At 59.6% G+C, this 20,480-nt stretch carries 15 protein-coding genes; 6 read left to right on the top strand and 9 right to left on the bottom strand.

The window, feature by feature from the left end:
- The first annotated feature begins 167 nt into the window (after positions 1-167).
- Genes ACYZUD_RS06015 through ACYZUD_RS06005 form a run of 3 tightly spaced genes read left to right on the top strand, consistent with a single transcriptional unit; the run spans position 168 to position 5,643 of the window.
- The gene (locus ACYZUD_RS06015; protein ID WP_462023084.1) at positions 168-1,412 is read left to right on the top strand and encodes an exonuclease SbcCD subunit D C-terminal domain-containing protein; all 1,245 of its coding nucleotides are present in this window, start codon (positions 168-170) and stop codon (positions 1,410-1,412) included.
- A complete protein-coding gene (locus ACYZUD_RS06010) occupies positions 1,409-5,050 on the top strand; it encodes an SbcC/MukB-like Walker B domain-containing protein (RefSeq protein WP_462023083.1) in 3,642 nt (1,213 codons plus the stop codon). The genes ACYZUD_RS06015 and ACYZUD_RS06010 overlap by 4 nt, the downstream gene beginning before the upstream one ends.
- Positions 5,047-5,643, top strand: coding sequence for a glutathione S-transferase (locus ACYZUD_RS06005; RefSeq protein WP_462023082.1), 597 nt, complete (start codon positions 5,047-5,049; stop codon positions 5,641-5,643). Before ACYZUD_RS06010 ends, ACYZUD_RS06005 begins: the two co-directional genes overlap by 4 nt.
- A gap of 165 nt (positions 5,644-5,808) precedes the next feature.
- Here the strand turns inward: ACYZUD_RS06005 and ACYZUD_RS06000 are convergent, their stop codons facing one another.
- The 9 genes from ACYZUD_RS06000 to ACYZUD_RS05960 form a co-directional block, all read right to left on the bottom strand.
- Positions 5,809-6,066, bottom strand: a complete 258-nt coding sequence (locus tag ACYZUD_RS06000) for a hypothetical protein (protein WP_462023081.1) — start codon at positions 6,064-6,066, stop codon at positions 5,809-5,811.
- The gene (locus tag ACYZUD_RS05995) at positions 6,063-6,275 is read right to left on the bottom strand and encodes a hypothetical protein (protein WP_462023079.1); all 213 of its coding nucleotides are present in this window, start codon (positions 6,273-6,275) and stop codon (positions 6,063-6,065) included. Before ACYZUD_RS05995 ends, ACYZUD_RS06000 begins: the two co-directional genes overlap by 4 nt.
- Positions 6,276-6,390: 115 nt before the next feature.
- Positions 6,391-6,516, bottom strand: coding sequence for a hypothetical protein (locus tag ACYZUD_RS05990; protein WP_462023078.1), 126 nt, complete (start codon positions 6,514-6,516; stop codon positions 6,391-6,393).
- A 211-nt stretch (positions 6,517-6,727) separates the two neighbouring features.
- The gene (locus ACYZUD_RS05985; protein ID WP_031318838.1) at positions 6,728-6,907 is read right to left on the bottom strand and encodes a hypothetical protein; all 180 of its coding nucleotides are present in this window, start codon (positions 6,905-6,907) and stop codon (positions 6,728-6,730) included.
- Positions 6,908-7,062: 155 nt separating this feature from the next.
- A complete protein-coding gene (locus ACYZUD_RS05980) occupies positions 7,063-8,238 on the bottom strand; it encodes a lactonase family protein (protein WP_462023077.1) in 1,176 nt (391 codons plus the stop codon).
- The gene (locus tag ACYZUD_RS05975; protein ID WP_462023076.1) at positions 8,225-8,521 is read right to left on the bottom strand and encodes a DUF5629 family protein; all 297 of its coding nucleotides are present in this window, start codon (positions 8,519-8,521) and stop codon (positions 8,225-8,227) included. Before ACYZUD_RS05975 ends, ACYZUD_RS05980 begins: the two co-directional genes overlap by 14 nt.
- 161 nt (positions 8,522-8,682) lie before the next feature.
- Entirely contained in the window at positions 8,683-10,263 is a 1,581-nt protein-coding gene (locus ACYZUD_RS05970; protein ID WP_462023075.1) for an aldehyde dehydrogenase (NADP(+)), read from the bottom strand.
- A 10-nt stretch (positions 10,264-10,273) separates the two neighbouring features.
- The gene (gene araD1, locus ACYZUD_RS05965) at positions 10,274-11,266 is read right to left on the bottom strand and encodes an AraD1 family protein (protein ID WP_462023074.1); all 993 of its coding nucleotides are present in this window, start codon (positions 11,264-11,266) and stop codon (positions 10,274-10,276) included.
- A gap of 143 nt (positions 11,267-11,409) precedes the next feature.
- A complete protein-coding gene (locus ACYZUD_RS05960; protein ID WP_462023073.1) occupies positions 11,410-12,732 on the bottom strand; it encodes an MFS transporter in 1,323 nt (440 codons plus the stop codon).
- A gap of 193 nt (positions 12,733-12,925) precedes the next feature.
- On the opposite strand from ACYZUD_RS05960, the gene ACYZUD_RS05955 reads away from it, so the two are divergent.
- The 3 genes from ACYZUD_RS05955 (at position 12,926) to ACYZUD_RS05945 (ending at position 20,477) form a co-directional block, all read left to right on the top strand.
- Positions 12,926-14,662 carry an IlvD/Edd family dehydratase gene (locus tag ACYZUD_RS05955; RefSeq protein WP_462023072.1) on the top strand — a complete coding sequence of 579 codons (1,737 nt, stop codon included), beginning with the start codon at positions 12,926-12,928 and terminating at the stop codon, positions 14,660-14,662.
- Between the two features lie 207 nt (positions 14,663-14,869).
- Positions 14,870-15,589: a FadR/GntR family transcriptional regulator gene (locus ACYZUD_RS05950; protein WP_462023071.1), complete on the top strand. Its 720-nt coding sequence runs from the start codon at positions 14,870-14,872 to the stop codon at positions 15,587-15,589.
- 190 nt (positions 15,590-15,779) lie between these two features.
- Complete coding sequence (locus tag ACYZUD_RS05945; protein ID WP_462023070.1) at positions 15,780-20,477, top strand: dermonecrotic toxin domain-containing protein; 4,698 nt, start codon at positions 15,780-15,782, stop codon at positions 20,475-20,477.
- Positions 20,478-20,480 lie beyond the last annotated feature (3 nt).

Here is a 20,480-nt window from a genome sequence, read left to right as displayed (position 1 = left end):
TACTGTCAGAAGTAACAGGTCGTCCCGTTGTTGGTCGGTTTCCCAATGTTCGGAGCTCTGCAAGAACCCCTTCAGCAACCCAAAGCATTTGCCAGTAAACTCTCTCCCCTTTCGCCGCATTCATTTCTCTCGCGGCCATCACCTGATTATTCATTGCGGAGTTCGCCTTGCGTCTGTTTCACACCTCCGATTGGCACCTTGGGCAGAACCTGCACGGCCAGGAACGCGATTTCGAACACGGTTGTTTCCTCGACTGGCTGTTGCGTCAGCTGAAGCTGGATCAGCCCGATGTGCTGCTGATCGCCGGCGACATCTTCGACACGGTCAACCCACCGGTCAAAGCCCAGGAACGCCTCTACGATTTCATCGTCAGCGCCCATGAGCAGCAGCCAAAGCTGACCATCGTGATGATCGCCGGCAACCATGACTCCGGTTCGCGTATCGAACTGCCCGCGCCGCTGATGCGCCGTTTGCGCACGCACGCATTGGGTCGTGTGCTGTGGCTGGATGACGGACAACTCGACGCCGAGCGCTTGCTGCTGCCACTGCCGGACGCCAAAGGCAAAACCGTCGCGTGGTGCCTGGCGCTGCCGTTCCTGCGCCCCGCCGAAGTGACCGGTGCGCATTTGGGCGATAACTATTTGCGTGGCATCGGTCAGGTTCACGAATGGCTGATTGAAGCGGCCAACGCCAAGCGCAAACCGGGCCAGGCGCTGATCGCCATCAGTCATGCGCACATGGCCGGTGGTTCGGTGTCCGAAGACTCCGAGCGCAGCCTGATCATTGGCAACGCCGAAGCCCTGCCCGCCAGCCTGTTCGGGCCGAGCATCAGCTATGTGGCGCTCGGGCATTTGCACAAGCCGCAGAAGGTCAACGGCGAAGAGCGCATTCGCTACAGCGGTTCGCCGATTCCGTTGTCGTTCTCCGAGATCGGTTATCAGCACCAGATTCTCGACATCCAGCTCGACGGTGAAACCCTGGTCAGCGTCGAACCGAAACTGATTCCACGGGCGGTGAATCTGCAACGTATCGGCCCGGCGCCGCTGGCGGACATCCTGCTGCAACTGGCCGATCTGCCCAACATCGATCTGCTGGCCGACACCCTGCGCCAGCCGTGGCTGGAAGTCCGGGTGCGTCTGGACGAGCCGCAACCCGACCTGCGCCATCAAATCGAAACCGCCCTGCAAGGCAAAGCCGTGCGCCTGGTGCGCATCGCTGCCGAATACGCCGGCAACGGCAGCCGCGATGGCATCGAAGACGGCGCGACGTTGATCGAGCTGGACCAGCTCTCGCCTCAGGAGCTGTTCAGCCGCGCCTGGCAGGACAACTACGGCAGCGAGGTCGATGAGCAAACCCTCAGGGACTTCGCCGAGCTGTTGCAAGACGTGCAGATGGAGAGCGAACAGCCATGAAGATCCTCGCTATCCGCCTGAAAAACCTCGCCTCACTGGCCGGGCCTTTTGAAATCGACTTCACCGCAGAGCCCTTGGCCAGCGCCGGTTTGTTCGCCATCACCGGTCCCACCGGTGCCGGCAAAAGCACCTTGCTCGACGCCTTGTGCCTGGCGTTGTTTGGCGCCGTGCCTCGGCTGAGCAATGCTCAGGTGTCTGCCAAGGCGCCGGACGCCGACGGTGAAATCGGCACCGGCGACCCCCGCACGCTGTTGCGTCGCGGCACCGGTGAAGGGTATGCCGAAGTGGATTTCGTGGGCATCGATGGTCGTCGCTACCGCGCTCGCTGGGAGGCCAATCGCGCCCGTGAGAAGGCCGGCGGAAAACTGCAAGCCAGCCGTCAGAGCCTGCGCGACATCGACCTGGATCAACTGCTGGCCAGTCAGAAAGTCGAATTCAAAACCCAGCTCGAAACCGTACTCGGCCTGAACTTCGAGCAGTTCACCCGTGCCGTGTTGCTCGCCCAGAGCGAATTCAGTGCGTTCCTCAAGGCTAACGACAACGAACGTAGCGAACTGCTGGAAAAACTCACCGACACCGCGCTCTACACCCGTCTCGGTCGCCGCGCTTTCGACAAGACCAAAGAAGCCCGCGAAGCCCACAAGCTGCTGCAGGATCAGGCCACCGGGGTCACGCCGCTCTCGCCCGAAGCCCGCGCCGAACTCGATGAGCGCTTCAACGAAGCCCAGCAACAACTCAAGAACCAGCAGGCGCAGCTCAAGCAACTTGAGCTGCAAAACACTTGGCTGAAAGAGTTACGCCAGTTGCAGGACGAGCAACAGAGCGCCGCCGAGCAACTGACCAGCGCCCGGCAGCAGTGGGACAGCCTGGCCAGCGAACGCTTGAAACTGATGCGCCTGGAGCAACTGGCGCCGCAACGACACCAGTTCGCCCGCAAGACCGAGCTCATCGCCCGGCTCACCCCGCTGGCCGCGCAGATTCAACAGCACACCCAACAGCAAACAGCGTTGAGCGAGCGCCAGACGCAACTCGAACACAGCCTGAGCGCTGCGCAAACCGCGCTGGTCGAAGCCCAGGGCCAGCTCACTTCAAGCGTTCCGCTGTTGCGTCAGGCCTTTGAAGCGCAAAGCACCCTCGCCCGTCTGGTCAAGGAAACCAGCCTGAGTGCCGAGCTCAAGCAGCAGGCTGAACTGGCCTGCACCCAGGGCCAACAGACGATTCAAGGTTTGCTCGACCAGCAGAAACAGGTCGCGGAACGCTTGCAGCGGATTGTCGGGGAGCTTGAGCAAAGCGCCCCTCTGGCGCCATTGAGCGATGCATGGAACGCCTACCGTGATCGCCTGCAACAACTGATGCTGATCGGCAATCGCTTGAACAAGGGCCAGGCAGAAATGGCCGCCCTGGAACAAAACGCCACCCGTGCCGCCGAAGAACTGGTCGCGCAAAAGCAGCATCTGGAAGTGCTTTACAAAGAGGCCGGTGCCGAGCCCGAGGCAGTGGCCGAACAGATCCAACTGCTCGGTAACCTGTTGCAGGACAACCGCAAGCAACTGCGAGCCTTTGAAGAGTTGACACGACTCTGGGCCAGCCAACAGGAGCTCGACAAGCGTGCCGCCGAGCTTCAACAGCGCCAGCTCACCGCCCAGCAGGAACGTGATCGCCTGACCCAGGACGGCGTGAAGGCCAAGAACGAATTGGCGGTCGCCGAACAGACCCTGGCCGTCACCCGCGAACTGCTTGAGCGCCAGCGTCTGGCACGCAGCGCCAGCGTCGAAGAACTGCGCGAGCAGTTGCAGGACGATCAGCCATGCCCGGTTTGTGGCAGCCCGGACCATCCTTACCATCAGCCTGAAGCACTGCTGCAAAGCCTCGGTCGTCACGATGAAAGCGAACAGGCCAACGCCCAGAAAGCCGTCGACCTGTTGAAAGAAAAACTCACCGACCTGCGCGGTGAAGTCGGCGGACTGATTGCTCAGCAAAAGGAATTTTTGCAGCAGCAGGAACAACTCGCCACCCAGCAGCAGAGCCTCGCGCCGAGCCTCGAAGCCCACCCGTTATCGACGTCGTTGCTGACTCAGGACGAAGCCAGGCGCGATACCTGGCTGATGCAGCAAAACAGTCAGTTGAACCAGAGCATCACGCAGGACGAACAACGGCAAACCGCCCTGCTCACCCTGCAACAGGATGCCGCGCGCCTTCAACAGCAGCTGCGCAACGCCGAAACGGCGAGCCTGCAAGCAACCCAGCACCTGGCCAACCAGCAACGTGAGCTGAGCAATGATCGACAGCGCCTGGACGAAGAGCTGACGGCGTTCAGCACCCTGCTCCCGGCCGATACGCTGGAGGCCTTGCGCAACGAACCTGCCGCGACCTTCATGCAGCTCGACCGGCAGATCGCCCAGCGCCTGGAGCAACTCGACCAGCAACGCGACGAACTCAGCGAACAGCAGCAGCGCCAACAGACCCTGGAGAAAGAACAGGATCGCCAGCAGACCCGCGTCCAACAACTGGAAGCCACCCTGCAGCAGTTCAATGCACTGGCCGAGCAGCAACAGGCTTGCCAACAAAACCTCACGCAATTGCTCGGCGAACACAGCAGTGCCGAACAATGGCAGCAGCAGCTGGATCAAGCCGTCGAACAGGCGCGCCATGCAGAGACCACAGCCAATCAGGAACTGCAACGCGTGCGTACCGGACTGGTGCAACTGGCCGCCGAACTCAAGGCCCAGCAAGAACGCCTGCTCGCGCTGGAAACCGAAGACCGTGAGCTGAGCGCCAGGATTGCCGACTGGCGTGCCTTGCACCCGGAACTGGACGACGGCGGCCTGGAAGCACTGCTGAGCATCGACGACCAGCAGGTCAGCGAGCTGCGTCAACACTTGCAGCAAAGCGAAAAAGCCATCGAACAGTTCAAGGTGCTGTTGCAGGAGCGAGATCAGCGTCTGCTCAATCATCAAGCTCAACACAACGGCAATCTCGACGTCGATCAACTCGCGGCGAAGCTCACCGAATTGCAAAACCTGTTCGCCGCCAGCGAACACCGCTGCGCCGAACTGCGTGCCGAACAGGCTGAGGATCAGCGCCGACAAAACGCCAATCAGGCGTTGGCGCAACAGATCGCTGACGCCTACACCGAGTACCAGCGCTGGGCCCGCCTGAATGCGTTGATCGGCTCGGCCACTGGCGACACCTTCCGCAAGATCGCCCAGGCCTACAACCTGGACCTGCTGGTGCATCACGCCAACGTCCAGTTGCGGCAACTGGTGCGGCGCTATCGCTTGAAACGCGGCGGCAGCATGTTGGGGTTGCTGGTGATGGACACCGAGATGGGCGACGAACTGCGTTCGGTGCATTCGCTGTCCGGTGGCGAGACGTTCCTGGTATCGCTGGCCTTGGCACTGGGTCTGGCGTCGATGGCTTCGAGCACGCTGAAAATCGAATCGCTGTTCATCGATGAAGGCTTCGGCAGCCTTGATCCGGAATCCCTGCAACTGGCGATGGACGCCCTCGACGGTTTGCAGGCTCAGGGTCGCAAGGTCGCGGTCATTTCCCATGTTCAGGAAATGCATGAACGGATTCCGGTGCAAATTCAGGTCCATCGTCAGGGCAACGGGCTGAGTACCCTGGAGGTGAAATGAATACGTTGTATTCCTTCCGCCGCTGCCCTTACGCGATGCGGGCGCGCATGGCCCTGCGTTACTGCGGGGTTGCCGTGCACATCGTCGAGGTCAGCCTGAAGGCCAAGCCGGCCGAGATGCTCGCGCTGTCGAGCAAAGGCACGGTGCCGGTGCTGAGCGTGGACGGTCAGGTGATCGATGAAAGCCTGTCGATCATGCACTGGGCCCTGGCGCAGAACGATCCGCAAGACTGGTTGCTCAAGGATGATCCTGCCGGGCAACAGCTCATCGCCGAGCTGATCGAAGAGAACGATCAGGCGTTCAAGGTGCATCTGAATCGCTACAAATACGCCGAACGTTATCCCGAGCAACCGATGGCGTTTTACCGCGCCGAGGGCGAAGTGTTTTTGCGCAAGCTCGATGAACTGCTGGAGGGCCGCGACTATTTGCTGGCGGCGCACCCGAGTCTGGCGGATGTGGCGCTGATGCCGTTCGTGCGGCAATTCGCCCATGTCGATCGCGAGTGGTTCGGGCAGACGTCCTATCGGCGTTTGCAGGGGTGGTTGCAGCGGTTTATCGAATCGGAGCTATTTAGCGGCGTGATGCACAAGTAACTACTCACGTCCCGTAGCAGCTGGCGAAGCCCGCGTTCGGCTGCGAAGCAGTCGTAAAACCAGAGCATGCGGTCTTCCAGTTATATTTGACATACCGGATAGGCGACTGCTTCGCAGCCGAACGCAGGCTTCGCCAGCTGCTACAAATAGCAGCGCTGCTTAGAGTTATGCCAACACTTCACACATCTCCAGCATTGAGCAATCGATATGGAACGGCCCGAAGAAATCTTCCTGGCGTTTCATTGGCGGATTGCCGGCCAACAAGCCAAGTGCCTTAGCGGTTTCGATGTTACGGGCGAGGTTGTGATTGGCTTCGATAGCCCGTGCCACCGACCCGGCCGAGGCCTGCCCGATGCCCAACAGGGAAGATCCATTGGTCATGAATGCCAGGAAAGCAATGACCCAGAGTTTGCCTCCTTTCATGCTCCGACCGCTCCCGCCACGTCTGCGTAATCGACCATCGCGTTTTGAGCGCGGTGTTCGAACTGAATGCCGGGATGAACGACTTGAATCGGCGCGTCGAGGGTTTGTTGCGATTGAGGCGAGAGGCTGACAACCAGCACCAGGACCACGTAAAGACCGATGGCCAGGTAGGCGCCGTATTTGGCAGAAGTGAGGATTGAGCTGGCCATGGTGATCTCCGTGGGCATGTTTCAGTGCCCACAGAATCGATCAAAGAAGCCGTGATAACCACTCAGGGTTATCCATAGTAACCATCAGCTTCGTTGATCATTAAGCCAGTCTATTTCAGTCTTCAATAATACTCATCATGCGCTCGTGCGCCGCGTCCGGTTCACCAGGAATGGACGGAGCAGCCGATAAAATAGGCGTTGAGTAGAGAAACAGAAGAACCACGGCCAGACGCATCGCCATGTTGTCGATCCTTTTTATTAGAGAAGGAGTCAATAACGTAGCGTCAAATTTAAACTCATGGCCATGTGATATCAAGCGCTGCATTGATAGCAATATGATGCTGTCGTAAACGCGTTATGCAGGAGCGACATCACTCAGGGTTTCTCGAAGCTTTTCAGCTTGATCCACGCAAGTGACTTCGCTCCTGCATAAAGGGTGCAGGGCTTACATTTCAGGCTTGGGTTTTGTGATCCAGGGCGGCGTAGAAGTTGGCGCTCTGTTGCAGGTATTTCTGGGTGTAGCTCTGGGTGTGGGATTTTTTGTCGCTGATTTCAACGTTGGCACTGGCTGGCAAAGCCACGGTGGCAGAGATAGCGGAAGCGGCGATGACAGAGAAGAGATTGAAGTTCATGGCGTATTCCTCGGATTCAGTTGGCTTGCTTGCCCGGTGGGGCCGTGAAGCAAACTTAACCTCCGAGGGTCAGCGCCTTGAAATGCTTTGTAGCACTTCCAAATATCAGTCTCATTGATAGAGGGACGCAGGCCCCATCAACCGGGGCCTGCGGCCTATTGACGCACCAGGAACTTGAGGTCGCTCGGCGCATCCATCGACAGTTTCTGCACCGTTTTACCCAGCAGACCGCTCTTCGCATCGCGTTCGACCACGACAATCTGGTTGCTCTTCTGGTTGGCGATCAACAGGAATTTGCCACTCGGATCGAGGCTGAATTCGCGCGGGTGATCACCGTCCACCGAACGGCGCTGCAGCTCCTTGAGGTGGCCGGTCGCAGGGTCGATGGCGAACACCAGCAACTGATTGGCCGTGCCACGGTTGCTGACGTAGAGGAACTTGCCATCGGCAGACACGTGCAGCGCCGCGGCAGCCTTGTCCGACGCGGGCTGCCCCGCCGCCAGATCGACCATTTGCGTTTGCTCAAGCTTGCCATCCTGGTAATTGAACACGGCCACTTGTGCGCTCATTTCCATGGTCAGCCAGGCGTGCTTGCCATCGGCGCTGAACAGCAAATGCCGCGGCCCGCTGCCGGGCGGTAACTGAACGGACGCAGGTGTAGCGGCGGTCAACGGCAGCTCCGGATTGGCCTTGGGGTCGAAGCGATAGACAAAGATTTTGTCCGCGCCCAGGTCATTGGAAAACACGTACTTGCCGTCCGGCGACGAGATCGTCGAATGCACATGGGCCGACATCTGCCGCTCGAGGTTGACCCGGCTGGCCGGATGGCTGCTCATCTGTACCACGGGTGTGAGACGGCCGTCCGCGCCCACCGGCAACACCGCCAACGTGCCGCCCGGATCTTCAGCCACCGAATAATTGCTGACGAACAGGTGGCTGGCATCACCGCTGAGGCTTGAATGGGTCGGCTCGTTGCCCAGGCTCTGCACCTGATTGATCAGGCTCAGCTCCCGGGTCTTGGGATCGATCGCATAACTGCTGACGCGCCCTACCGGATCGACCTGCCCCGGGCCGTTTTCGTTGACCACGAACACGCGATGCTGATCCTTGGACAGGGTCAGCCAGGACGGGTTTTCACTGTTGATCACTTGCAGGGGTTTGGCGGCGATCTGCCCGGTTGTGCTGTCGAAGTTCAGGCGATAAATCCCCTGGCTCTGACCGGCGGTGTAGGAGCCGACCAGTAGCTGATAGTCGGCGGCGGACGCCGTCTGAAAGCCCATCGCGCCAATGCTGCCGGCCATCAACAATGGCCAGAGCTTATGCATCCTCATTCACTTCTTCATCGTCGTTATCACCGCGAAACGCGGTCATGCACACCAAGCGGTGTTCGCCGGAATCACCGGTGATCAGCCAACTTTGCAGGGTGGGATCGAAGGTTGCCGCCTGAATCTGCGCAGGGGTGAACTCCCAATGTTTGGACACGCGGCCGTCAATGCATTCGATGTGCAGGTTGTCGTCTTCATCAAGGGAGAACTCGAAGGCGTGCAGCCCGTCGATTTCCACCATATCGCAGTGTTCGAGGGTGTCGAGCAAGGTGTCGGTTGCGGCGGTCATGGCAGTCAATCTTTGAAGGGGGGAAAGCCGTCATGATAACTCATTGCGGCTCAGCCCAATGTGGGGGCGAGCCTGCTCGCGATGATGGCAGCGCATTCAACATCAAGGTGACTGTCGGCCCGCTATCGCGAACAGGCTCGCTCCCACAGGGGATTGCGTCGTTAGAGGGCCTCGCGGGATGGTTTGCCATCCACCAGTCGCTGGATTCGCAACGGATTCGCATTCTTCAACGCCTCCGGCAGCAAGCTGTCGGGGTAGTTCTGGAAGCACACCGGCCGCAGGAAACGGTCGATCGCCAAGGTGCCCACCGACGTGCCGCGCGCATCGGAGGTCGCCGGATACGGCCCGCCGTGCACCATCGAATCACAGACATCTACGCCGGTCGGATAACCGTTGAGCAGGATCCGCCCGACCTTCTGTTCCAGCAACGCCGTCAATTCGCCGAACTGTTCGAAGTCCGCCGGCTCGCCAATGACCGTCGCCGTCAGTTGCCCGTGCAACCCCTTCAACGCAGCACTGAGTTGTGCCTGATCCGCGACTTCCACAAACACCGTCGTCGGGCCGAAGACTTCTTCCTGAAGCACTTCATCGCCGTTGATCAACAGGCTGACATCGGCTTTGAACAGTTGCGGCTGGGCCTGGTTGCCTTGTTGCGGACTGCCGGCCAAATGTTCGATGCCAGGATGAGCGTGAAGCGTCTGCAAGCCTTTGCCATAGCTGCTCAAGGTCCCGGCATTGAGCATGGTTTGCGCCGCCTGATCGCCGATCATACCGGCCACTTGCTGCACGAACGCGCTGAACTGCAGTGAGCGAATCCCGATCACCAGACCAGGATTGGTACAGAACTGACCACAGCCCTGTACCACCGAAGCAGTCAGGTCACGAGCGACCGTTTCAGCCCGGGTTTGCAGCGCCTGCGGCAAAACAATCACCGGGTTGATGCTCGACATCTCGGCAAACACCGGGATGGGCTGGGCACGTGCGGCAGCCATGTCGCACAACGCCCGACCGCCCTTGAGCGAACCGGTAAAACCGACCGCCTGAATTGCCGGATGCTTGACCAGCGCTTCGCCGACCCCACCGCCGTAGATCATATTGAACACACCCGCCGGCATGCCGGTTTTTTCTGCGGCACGGATGATCGCATCAGCGACCCGTTCGGCCGTTGCCATGTGGCCGCTGTGAGCCTTGAACACCACCGGGCAGCCGGCGGCCAATGCCGAAGCGGTGTCGCCGCCCGCCGTGGAAAATGCCAAGGGAAAGTTACTGGCGCCAAACACGGCCACCGGGCCGAGACCGATGCGGTACTGGCGCAAGTCGGGACGCGGTAACGGCTGGCGATCCGGCAGTGCCTGATCGATCCGTGCACCGTAGAAATCACCACGACGCAGCACTTTGGCGAACAGACGCATCTGGCCACTGGTGCGACCGCGTTCGCCCTGAATCCGTGCCGCCGGCAACGCGGTTTCGCGGCAAACCACGGCGACGAACTCATCGCCCAGGGCGTCCAATTCATCGGCAATCGCATCGAGAAACTGCGCACGACGTTCCGCGCTCAGGCTGCGATACGCCGGATAAGCGGCTGCGGCAGCGTTGGCGGCGGCATCGACTTCTTCCGGGGTGGCCTGGTAGAAGTCGTGGGGCAACGCCTCGCCGGTGCTGGCATCGACACTCTGAAGTTTGACGGTGCCGGCGCCGCTGCGCTGACCACCGATGTAATTGTGACCAGGAATCTGGCTCATGGGTATCTCCTTAAAGGGTGCCGATGGTGCCCGGTTCGAAGGCGGCTTCAACCGGCGCAATACCGTTGATCAACGGTGCGCCAAACTCGGCCTGGCTGATCTCGAACACATCGCCCGGTCGGGTGCGAATGCCGTCGGCGAAAGACAGGGTCGCGGTGCCGAAGAAATGAATGTGCACGTCCCCCGGCCGCAGGAACTGGCTGTACTTGAAATGGTGGTATTCGAGGTTCGCCAGGCTGTGGCACATGTTGGCCTCACCGCTGAGGAACTCGTTCTGCCACAGCACTTCACCGTCGCGCAGAATACGGCTGGTGCCGGCCAGGTGTTGCGGCAACTCACCGACCCGAAGCTCCGGACCGTAACTGCAACTGCGCAATTTGGAATGGGCCAGGTACAGGTAATTCTTGCGCTCCATCACGTGGTCGGAGAACTCGTTGCCCACCGCATACCCGAGGCGATAGGGTTTGCCGTCATGGCCGATGACATACAGGCCACTGAGCTCAGGCTCTTCGCCGGCGTCTTCGGCAAACGGCGGCAGCGGGAACGGCTGGCCGGGACGCACGACGATGCTGCCATCACCCTTGTAGAACCATTCCGGTTGTACGCCGGCCTGCCCCGCTACCGGTTTTCCGCCCTCTACGCCCCACTTGAAGATGCGCATGGTGTCGGTCATCGCGGCTTCATCGCCGGCCTGCTGATGCATCTTGTCCCGGGCAGAAGCGCTACCCAAATGGGTCAGGCCGGTGCCGCTGACCAGCATGTGCGCCGGGTCCGGGTGATCCAGCGGCGGCAGGATGCGCAGCTTGGCCAGCAACTCCGCATAGTCGTGACTGATGCCCAGCCCCAGCGTGTTCACCTGTTGCTCAAGGTTCACGCCCGCCTCGATCGCCGCCAACGCCAGGTCGCGCACCGTGCGCGCGTCCTGCACTTCGCGCACCAGGCCCCCCTCGACCACGCCGACCCGGCGCTCGCCGTTACTCAATTCGAACTGAACTAAACGCATGATTTTCTCCTGTAAACAGCTTTGAAGTCGGCATTGCACCCTGTGGGAGCGAGCCTGCTCGCGATAGCGGTGTGTCAGTCGCCAATAATGTTGAATGTGACGGCCCCATCGCGAGCAGGCTCGCTCCCACAAGGGATCTAGTGTCAGGTACGGCTGGCGCCCCGCGCACTCGCCGCAAACTGATCCGCCGGCAACACGTGCTTGCGTTCCAGCAACCGATAGACCACGCCGGTCAAAATCAGCCCGAACACCATCACGCCGCTCAAGAAGTACAACCCCGAAGCCAGATTGCCGGTGTATTCCTTCAGCGCACCAATCACAAACGGCCCGATGTAGCCGCCGAGGTTGCCCACCGAGTTGATCAAGGCGATCCCCGCCGCCGCACTGGCGCCAGCAAAGAAGCGACCCGGCAAGGTCCAGAACACCGCCGTGCAGGAAAACAGTGCGAACGCCACCAGGCACAACGCCGCCAATTGCAGCACCGGCACCGTCAGCCAGGCACTGAGGAACAGGCCGATGGCGCCCAGCACGTAAAGCACTGCCAGGTGGCCGTAGCGATCATTCAGGCGGTCGGAACTGCGCGGGATGATCAGCAAACCGATGATCCCGAAGATGTACGGCACCGACGACACGAAGCCGGTCACCAGATCGGTGCCACCGAACTGCTTGATCAAGGTCGGCAGCCACAGGCCCAGACCATAGATGCTCAACGTCACCGGCAGATAGAACAGCGCCAGGAGCAAGACGCGTTTGTCTTTGAGGGCGTGCAGCGGATTGCCATGGCGGGTCTGGCCGTATTCTTCGAGGTCCTTTTTCAGCTCACCGGTCAGCCAGTCCTTCTCGGCCTGGTCCATCCATTTCACCTGTTTCGGACCGTCCGGCAGAAAACGCAGTACCGGCCAGGTCAACAGAATCGCAGGTGCACCGATGACGATGAACAGCCATTGCCAGCCATGCAGCCCGAGGATGCCGTCCATGCCGAGCAAGCCGCCGGACACCGGGCCGGTGATCAGCATGGCGATGGGTTGGGAAAGGATGAACAACCCGAGGATCTTGCCGCGATGGCGAACCGGAAACCACTGGGTGATGTAGTACAGAACGCCGGGGAAGAACCCGGCTTCCGCTGCACCGAGCAGAAAGCGCATCACATAGAAGCTGTGCGGCCCCTGCACGAACGCCATGCCGATGGTGATGGCGCCCCAGGTGACCATGATCCGCGCGAACCAGCGTCGCGCGCCGTAACGTTCGAGCATCAGGTTGCTGGGGATTTCCAGCAGGAAGTAGCCAATGAAGAACAGCCCCGCACCGAGGCCGTAGGCGGCGTCGCCGATACCGAGGTCCGCGCCCATGTGCAGCTTGGCGAACCCTACGGCGGAGCGATCCACATAGGCGATCAGGTACAGCAGGATGAGGAAGGGAATCAGTTTCAGCGTGATGCGACGAATAAGCCGCAATTCCTGGCTCATGAGATCGGTCTCCGATTGTTGTTGTTATAGAACCTCGGGGGACGCCTCTCACGGAAAACCGTCAGGGCTATCCCTCCGTTGGAGCCGACTATATAGTAATACTATTTAATCAACAACACTTCCAAACAGCCGGATTTTCGCCTATGTTACGCTTCAACTCGAACAATATAGTCATACAATAAGAGAATCGATTATGTCTGATAACAAACCCACCCTGCGCTCCGCCCAATGGTTTGGCACCGCCGACAAGAACGGCTTCATGTACCGCAGCTGGATGAAGAATCAGGGCATCGCCGACCACCAGTTCCATGGCAAGCCGATCATCGGCATCTGCAACACTTGGTCGGAACTGACCCCGTGCAACGCGCATTTCCGCCAGATTGCCGAGCACGTCAAACGCGGGGTGATCGAGGCTGGGGGCTTCCCAGTGGAATTTCCGGTGTTCTCCAACGGTGAATCGAACCTGCGCCCGACCGCCATGCTCACCCGCAACCTGGCGAGCATGGATGTCGAGGAAGCGATTCGCGGCAACCCAATCGACGGCGTGGTGCTGTTGACCGGTTGCGACAAAACCACCCCGGCGTTGCTGATGGGCGCGGCCAGTTGCGACGTGCCGGCGATCGTCGTCACCGGCGGACCGATGCTCAACGGCAAGCACAAGGGCCAGGATATCGGCTCGGGCACCGTGGTCTGGCAGCTCAGCGAACAGGTGAAAGCCGGCACCATCACCCTCGACGATTTCCTTGCGGCCGAGGGCGGCATGTCCCGTTCGGCCGGCACCTGCAACACCATGGGCACTGCCTCGACCATGGCGTGCATGGCCGAAGCACTGGGCACGTCCCTGCCCCACAACGCGGCGATTCCAGCGGTCGACGCGCGCCGTTATGTGTTGGCGCACATGTCCGGCATGCGTGCGGTAGAGATGGTTCGCGAAGACTTGAGGTTGTCGAAAATCCTCACGAAAGAAGCCTTCGAAAACGCCATTCGCGTGAACGCCGCTATCGGCGGTTCGACCAACGCCGTGATCCATTTGAAAGCCATCGCCGGTCGCATCGGCGTGGAACTGGACCTGGACGACTGGACCCGTATCGGTCGCGGCATGCCGACCATCGTCGACCTGCAACCGTCCGGACGCTTCCTGATGGAAGAGTTCTACTACGCCGGCGGCCTGCCAGCGGTGCTGCGCCGCCTCGGTGAAGCCAATCTGATTCCCAACCCGAACGCCTTGACCGTCAACGGCAAGACCCTCGGCGAGAACACCAAGGACGCGCCGATCTACGGCCAGGACGAAGTGATCCGCACCCTCGACAACCCGATCCGCGCCGACGGCGGCATCTGCGTATTGCGCGGCAATCTGGCGCCACTCGGCGCCGTGCTCAAACCGTCCGCCGCCAGCGCCGAGCTGATGCAGCATCGCGGCCGTGCGGTGGTATTCGAGAACTTCGACATGTACAAGGCACGGATCAACGATCCGGAACTGGATGTCGACGCCAACTCGATTCTGGTGATGAAGAACTGCGGACCGAAGGGTTATCCGGGCATGGCCGAAGTCGGCAACATGGGCTTGCCGGCCAAACTGCTGGCCCAGGGTGTGACGGACATGGTGCGTATTTCCGATGCGCGCATGAGCGGCACTGCGTATGGCACTGTTGTGCTGCACGTCGCGCCGGAAGCAGCGGCCGGCGGGCCTTTGGCCACGGTGAAGGAAGGCGATTGGATCGAACTCGATTGCGCCAATGGCCGCCTGCACCTGGACATCCCGGACGCCGAACTGGCGGCGCGCATGGCGGATCTGCAACCGCCGCAGCAATTGATCGTGGGTGGCTATCGTCAGCTGTACATCGACCATGTACTGCAGGCGGATCAGGGCTGTGATTTCGACTTCCTGGTCGGCTGTCGTGGTTCTGAAGTACCGCGCCACTCCCACTAACCCCATCAACCCCATGTGGGAGCGAGCCTGCTCGCGAAAGCGGAGTGTCAGCCACCATTGGTGTCTGATGTGACGGCCCTTTCGCGAGCAGGCTCGCTCCTACATTTGATTTTTATCTGATTCAGGACCGTGCTTGCTCTGGCGACCGTCCTCGCCGCGCCTGCTATCATGTGCGGCACCCCATCGCACAGGATCGCGCCGTTCCCCATGGATTACCGCAAACCCTCCGACCGCAAAAGCATGCACTCGCGCATCGTCCAGGAACTGGGCATGCAGATCGTCTCGGGACGCTTCAAACCGGACGACAAACTGCCCGCCGAAGCCCTGTTGTGCGAGGAGTACGCGGTCAGCCGGCCGGTGCTGCGTGAAGCCACCCGGGTGCTGGTCGCCAAGGGCCTGGTGTATTCCCGTCCGCGGGTCGGCACGGTGGTCAAGCCGCGCAAGGAATGGCACATGCTCGACCCGGATGTCTTGCACTGGCTGATGCAAAGCAGCCCGCAGAATCAATTCTTCGATCTGCTGACCAGTGTGCGCAGCATTATCGAGCCGGCTGCCGCTGCGCTCGCCGCGCAATTCGCCACCGACGAGGACATCGCCTCCATTGGTGAGGCCTACCAACGCATGGAAGCTGCCCCCACCCCCGAAGCGCTGTTGCAACCGGACCTGGATTTCCACAGCCGCATTGCCGATGCGACCCACAACGACTTGCTGGCGAACCTGTGCAACATGCTGTCAGTGGCGATTGCCGAAGCGTTGAAGCATTCCAACCAACGGCCAAACCTGCATGAACTGGCCTTGCCTCGGCACAAGGCGATCCTCACCGCCATCGAAAACCGTGATGCATTAGGCGCGCGGCATGCCACCCTCGTACAGCTCGATGATGCGCGAAGTGCACTGAACGTCGTACTCGGCACCGATCCTTCCTGATCACCGCTCCCACAGTGGTTGGTGTGAAATTAGAGATGTAACCAAGCCGCAACCTGGGTTGCGGCTTTTTCATGGGCGATCCGAAAGAGCCTTAGCTCATCGAATCGTCTGATGTGCGGTATCCGGCTACCGCACATCCAACACGCCCTGGTTATATTTTTTGCGCAATTCCCATGCAAAGGATTGCATCATGCCGACATCTGCCTCACCACCCACCACGGACTACACCGACCTCATCGCGCGCGCGGTCAGGACTCGATTCGATACCCGACCGACATTACGCTCGCAAACTGCTCGCATGCTCAAGGACGGCATTCTGGAAAAATACCCGCAACTGGCGTTCGATCCTGACCGAACCAAAGTTGCCCAACCGATCCCTGGCGGCGCCTGGAGCCTCACGCCGCTAGTGGATGTGGTACTCGACTATCTGGCCAACGGAGCGTTTCCCGACCTTGGCGAGCAATTCGGTCGAAGCTGCTTTCTGACAAACCGCGCCCCTGCGCAACTCACCGTCGACAATACAACGTCTCTTCTGCCCGACATGCAACAGATTGCGGATGTCATCCGTGAACTGCCCGGTATTCTTTACATCGGCGCTCAGGAAACATTGACGACCTGCTGGAACGAAAAAGACCAAACCGGCGTCAGTCGCTGGCAATGGCTGGGGGATCTGCTCGCGAGCCTGTTGAAAACGTCCGCTACGCGCCTGGCGACGAGCGATACGTTACAGGCCGAGATCCTCACGCAATTGACCCGCCAACCAGACAACCGGGAACGCCTTCAGCGCCCTTGGGCGAAAGGCGCAATCGAAGCCTGCACGCTTCAAGCCACGCTGACCAAAGGCGAAGTGTCCATCACGCTGCAAACGCCCGATATTCTGGTGATTTGTGGTGACACCCATTTATTGTGCAGCGTCACTGGCGACATCGAGTCCTTCCCGTCCCTGCAAGCCTTCGGTCAAGCGTGGGGCGGGCGACTTCAACAAGATTTCATGGTCGATTCCATTACGTGGAAACGTTTTAAACCGGACGGCAATATCTTTGACACCCAGGCCGCCCTGCTTCTGAACCAGCAACTGGAAGACCTGGAGTCGCTCAAGCTGCCTGCATTTCAAAGCCTGGCCGACCTTGAAAAGCGCTTTGATTCGATCACCGATGTGGCTGCCCGTTTTATCGGCAGCGACATCCACCCGGCGCACCTTCAATCCCTACAGGCAACGATCCCCGAGTGGTTGCAGGGTGCGGGAAGCACCGATCGTATGGCGTGGCGCAAACACACGTTGTCGATGGCCAGTGTCAAACAGCAGACAGAGGGACGCTCGCTGCGCGACGACGTGGTTGACCTTCGCACGTTCGCCAGAAATGCGCTGCATGAGCAAATGCTCAAAGACCAGCCCCTGGCGCCCGGCTACAAGTCCGATGAGCTGGAACTGACCTTTCATGTGCCTGTCGGTGATTTGGGCAGCGGCTATCTCGAGCCCGTCAAAATGTCCCTGACCGATCTGGCGATCAACAATCTCGCCAGCAAGCCCAAAGGCCGGATGACCATCCGCCACACCGGGAACCAGCTGATTCAAGACTGGACCACCGAGGCGTATTTGCTGGATCTGGTGAGCCGGATCGATGTCGGAAAACATTACCCCGAATACATCGAGACGCAGTTGCTTGGGGATAGCCCCGAAACCAGGGAACGTCTGCGACTCTTTGGTCTGGAACTGGGCATACATTTACCGCTGCGTGCCCTGGAACACTCGATCAAGGGTGAACAGGGCTTTGACCTCCTGGGCTATCGATATGTCGAAGCATTGTTCCATCCACTGGCTGCCGAGCGAATCGTTGAAGAGCAGTCGATTGTCATCAGGCCTTTGGCATTTCAACGCAAGGCCGGCGCCACGTGTGATGTGGTCAGCAACATGTTCATCATCGAACCAAAAGACCTGGACGCAGACGGCCCCCATATTCTTTACCGACCGCTGTACTCAGAATCCCTTCACCAGTACCCCAGTCGTCAGGACTTGCTGGATGCGATCGCTCAAGCGGGTCAGTTGCAAACCAGCGTGCTGACCTGGCTGCCGGATCGCGCACGGCCGATCTACGACAATAACGGATTCAATGAACCTCACATTGTCCACTTCCATACCGGTGACGAGTTCACCCACCCGGAAAAACCGAAGCCAGCGATTCTGGCGGGCGACGAGGCCGTCGGTGACTGGCTCACAGCACTGGAAGAAGGTCGATTGCTGGCCAGTCTGTTCACCAGCAACGCACGCGCACTGATCGATCTGGCTGACCGGCAATCGGTGTCTAATGTCGAGAGCCGTTGGGCAATCATCCTGGAAGGTGGCTGGCTGGTGTTCAACAACGTGATTCTGCCGTTGTTGCGCGGCCCCGCCATGGTGGTGGGCTGGATGCTGCAAATTGCCCACAGCCTGATCAACGATCTGCCAGCGCTGGACAGTGATGACCCGAAAGCGCGGAACCTGGCATGGATCGATGTGCTGTTGAACATTGGCCTGCTGGTTCTGCATGTCGCCCGAGAGGAAGGAGCCCCGGCAGTTTCCGACAACATAACGACGGCCGTTCCGGACGCCCTCGCCTCCTTGCGTCGTCCTTCGCAGACGTTCTCATGGCCCACCGAATCGACCATCACCCAGGATACGCCGGGCCTGCCCTCCGAGCCGCCGGGCAGCGGCAATACCCTGCTGGACTTCAACCTGTCGAGCGCTCGCGATTCGGCTTCCGCCCGTATGTTCAACACCTTGCGGGAGGTTCAGGTGCCATGGCCGACACCGCTGCCCGAGCCCGTTGCCACCGGTGCCTTCAAAGGCTTATACCTGATCGGCAACAACTGGCACGCCACCGTCGCCGGCCTGCTGTTTCGCGTCAGTATCGTGCCCGGGTTCGGCGAGGCGTATCTAATACATCCGGAGCACCCGGATCATCCGGGGATCAAGCTCAAAACCAATGGAAATGGCCACTGGACGCTGGATCAGGGGCTGAAGCTGCTCGGCGGCGGACGCAATGCGCGAATCAACGCCCAACGAGAAATGACGCAGCAACGCATCAGCCTGCTGGAACTCAATCGTCAGGAATTCGTGGACCAGCAAGCGCGGGTGCAGAAGCGTGTCGACATTGCTGAGAACCTGATGCAACTGAAGAAAAACGATCCCGCCAGCACCGAGCCCGAACGCGCCACGTACAGGCAACGCTTCGTTGATGAGTTGGACAAACAGACGGAAAACTACGCCACGCTGTTGGCCGAGACCAGGGAGTTGAGCGAATTGCGCAAATCCGATCCGGATCCTGTGCAGTTGTGCAGCCTGTCGGAAAATCTCATCAACAATACTCGCAAACGGATCGTCATCGCTGACTGGGAACGCGAAGCTACCGAGCTCAAGTACGCGGATTTGAGAAATGGCGTTGAACATTTACACGAAGCGATAATCAGCGAAGGCGACGTGGTGCTGGATCGATACTTTGAATTCATGCGAAAAACCGCTGAAATCAACGAAACCATGATCAAGCTTTTTGAACAGGTAGACACTCGGCTGCAGGAGCTCAAGCAGATCCCTCGCCTGGGCAGCGAGTACTGGAAGCGACTGACCGGCAACAGGCCTGAAAATGAAATGACGGCACTGCGAGTCAAATGCTATCAGTTGAGCGTCTTGCGCCTGCTCAGTCTCAAAGCCCTGGGAAGCAACACCATGGGTGTGCTTGAACGAACGCTCAGCCCATTGCTGCTGCTGTCTCGCTCGCATGCCGAACTGCAAACGGAGCACACCTATACCGACCGCGACCGGATTGCCGTATTGGAGAATCTGGTCGATCAGTACAACAAGGCGCAGGACGGTCTTGAGACGATCAGCATTTTCAGTACCGATGAATTGCAGACACACCCCTTCAACCGTCTGCGCGAGCTCATTGATCAACTGCGTATCGATGCCGAACAACGTCTGGCCGACACGCTGCAACTGCTGCCGCAAACAGAGGAGCCATCAACCTCTGCATCAGGCTCCAGCAAGCCACCGGTGAAGCGTCCTTATTCATGGTCCAGTCGCAAGCGGGTTATCAAAACCGCCAAAGGCGCGTTGATCGGTGATCTTCGCCAACGAGTCGCCAACCAGGGAGGCGACATTGTCGACATCAACCACCCGTTCGAAGAAAGGCCACTGGCTTCGTTCCACGAACACGAGCCCAATGTCTGGGTAGAAGTCGTCGATGTCAAACCCGTATCGCCCAGGGCCCCGCGCTCCTATCAACAGATCAAGGGTGATGCCCGCAAAGCGTTGGCCGATGTCGATAAGCATGTGCAAAAGATCGAGGGTTACGCGCAACGCGCCAGTTCGCCCAAGGAAATCGAAGAGCAATTGCAACGTGAGGCACAAAAACTGATCGGGTACGCCGATGGCCTGGAACAGCACGAAAGTCCTCCGGCCAACCGCGATCCAGACGCCTCGCTGATCAGCGAACTCCGGGACAAGGCGCACGTCCTCGACACTAAGGCGAGCGAGCTTCGCACTCGCATGACCCTCGCCCGGCCGCCCAGTAGCGAGGGCGTGGAGTATCTGCTGAGGCGCAATGCAATTTTTGCACGAATCATCGGTAACCGGGTTCAGTTGAAAACCGGACGCAAGGATTTCATGCAGGAATACGTCTTGTTGAATAATGAAAATCAACCCTGGTGGTATGCGCATTTTCACTACGCCAACGCAGAGGATGCCAAGGCTGACTACACCCAGACGCATCTGAAAACCAGGGAACAACGTTTCGAAACCTACGAATCGGCCATGGCCAAGGCTAAAGATCCGAAGCAACAAATTGCTATCTATCATGGAATCATCAGCAAGGCGTTGGCCAGCAGCGATTTCTTGCCGTTGCAACCGCGCTGAGCT

This window comes from Pseudomonas sp. XS1P51 (assembly GCF_054897845.1).
This window is presented reverse-complemented; position numbering and strand designations above follow the sequence as displayed.

What these genes read in the sequence shown, in the direction of transcription:
- ACYZUD_RS05985 (WP_031318838.1), bottom strand. Translation starts at nt 6,907, where the DNA reads ATGAACTTCAATCTCTTCTCTGTCATCGCCGCTTCCGCTATCTCTGCC.
- ACYZUD_RS05955 (WP_462023072.1), top strand. Translation starts at nt 12,926, where the DNA reads ATGTCTGATAACAAACCCACCCTGCGCTCCGCCCAATGGTTTGGCACC.
- araD1 (WP_462023074.1), bottom strand. Translation starts at nt 11,266, where the DNA reads ATGCGTTTAGTTCAGTTCGAATTGAGTAACGGCGAGCGCCGGGTCGGC.
- ACYZUD_RS05950 (WP_462023071.1), top strand. Translation starts at nt 14,870, where the DNA reads ATGGATTACCGCAAACCCTCCGACCGCAAAAGCATGCACTCGCGCATC.
- ACYZUD_RS05990 (WP_462023078.1), bottom strand. Translation starts at nt 6,516, where the DNA reads ATGGCGATGCGTCTGGCCGTGGTTCTTCTGTTTCTCTACTCAACGCCT.
- ACYZUD_RS05960 (WP_462023073.1), bottom strand. Translation starts at nt 12,732, where the DNA reads ATGAGCCAGGAATTGCGGCTTATTCGTCGCATCACGCTGAAACTGATT.
- ACYZUD_RS05995 (WP_462023079.1), bottom strand. Translation starts at nt 6,275, where the DNA reads ATGGCCAGCTCAATCCTCACTTCTGCCAAATACGGCGCCTACCTGGCC.
- ACYZUD_RS06000 (WP_462023081.1), bottom strand. Translation starts at nt 6,066, where the DNA reads ATGAAAGGAGGCAAACTCTGGGTCATTGCTTTCCTGGCATTCATGACC.
- ACYZUD_RS05975 (WP_462023076.1), bottom strand. Translation starts at nt 8,521, where the DNA reads ATGACCGCCGCAACCGACACCTTGCTCGACACCCTCGAACACTGCGAT.
- ACYZUD_RS05980 (WP_462023077.1), bottom strand. Translation starts at nt 8,238, where the DNA reads ATGAGGATGCATAAGCTCTGGCCATTGTTGATGGCCGGCAGCATTGGC.
- ACYZUD_RS06010 (WP_462023083.1), top strand. Translation starts at nt 1,409, where the DNA reads ATGAAGATCCTCGCTATCCGCCTGAAAAACCTCGCCTCACTGGCCGGG.
- ACYZUD_RS05945 (WP_462023070.1), top strand. Translation starts at nt 15,780, where the DNA reads ATGCCGACATCTGCCTCACCACCCACCACGGACTACACCGACCTCATC.
- ACYZUD_RS06005 (WP_462023082.1), top strand. Translation starts at nt 5,047, where the DNA reads ATGAATACGTTGTATTCCTTCCGCCGCTGCCCTTACGCGATGCGGGCG.
- ACYZUD_RS05970 (WP_462023075.1), bottom strand. Translation starts at nt 10,263, where the DNA reads ATGAGCCAGATTCCTGGTCACAATTACATCGGTGGTCAGCGCAGCGGC.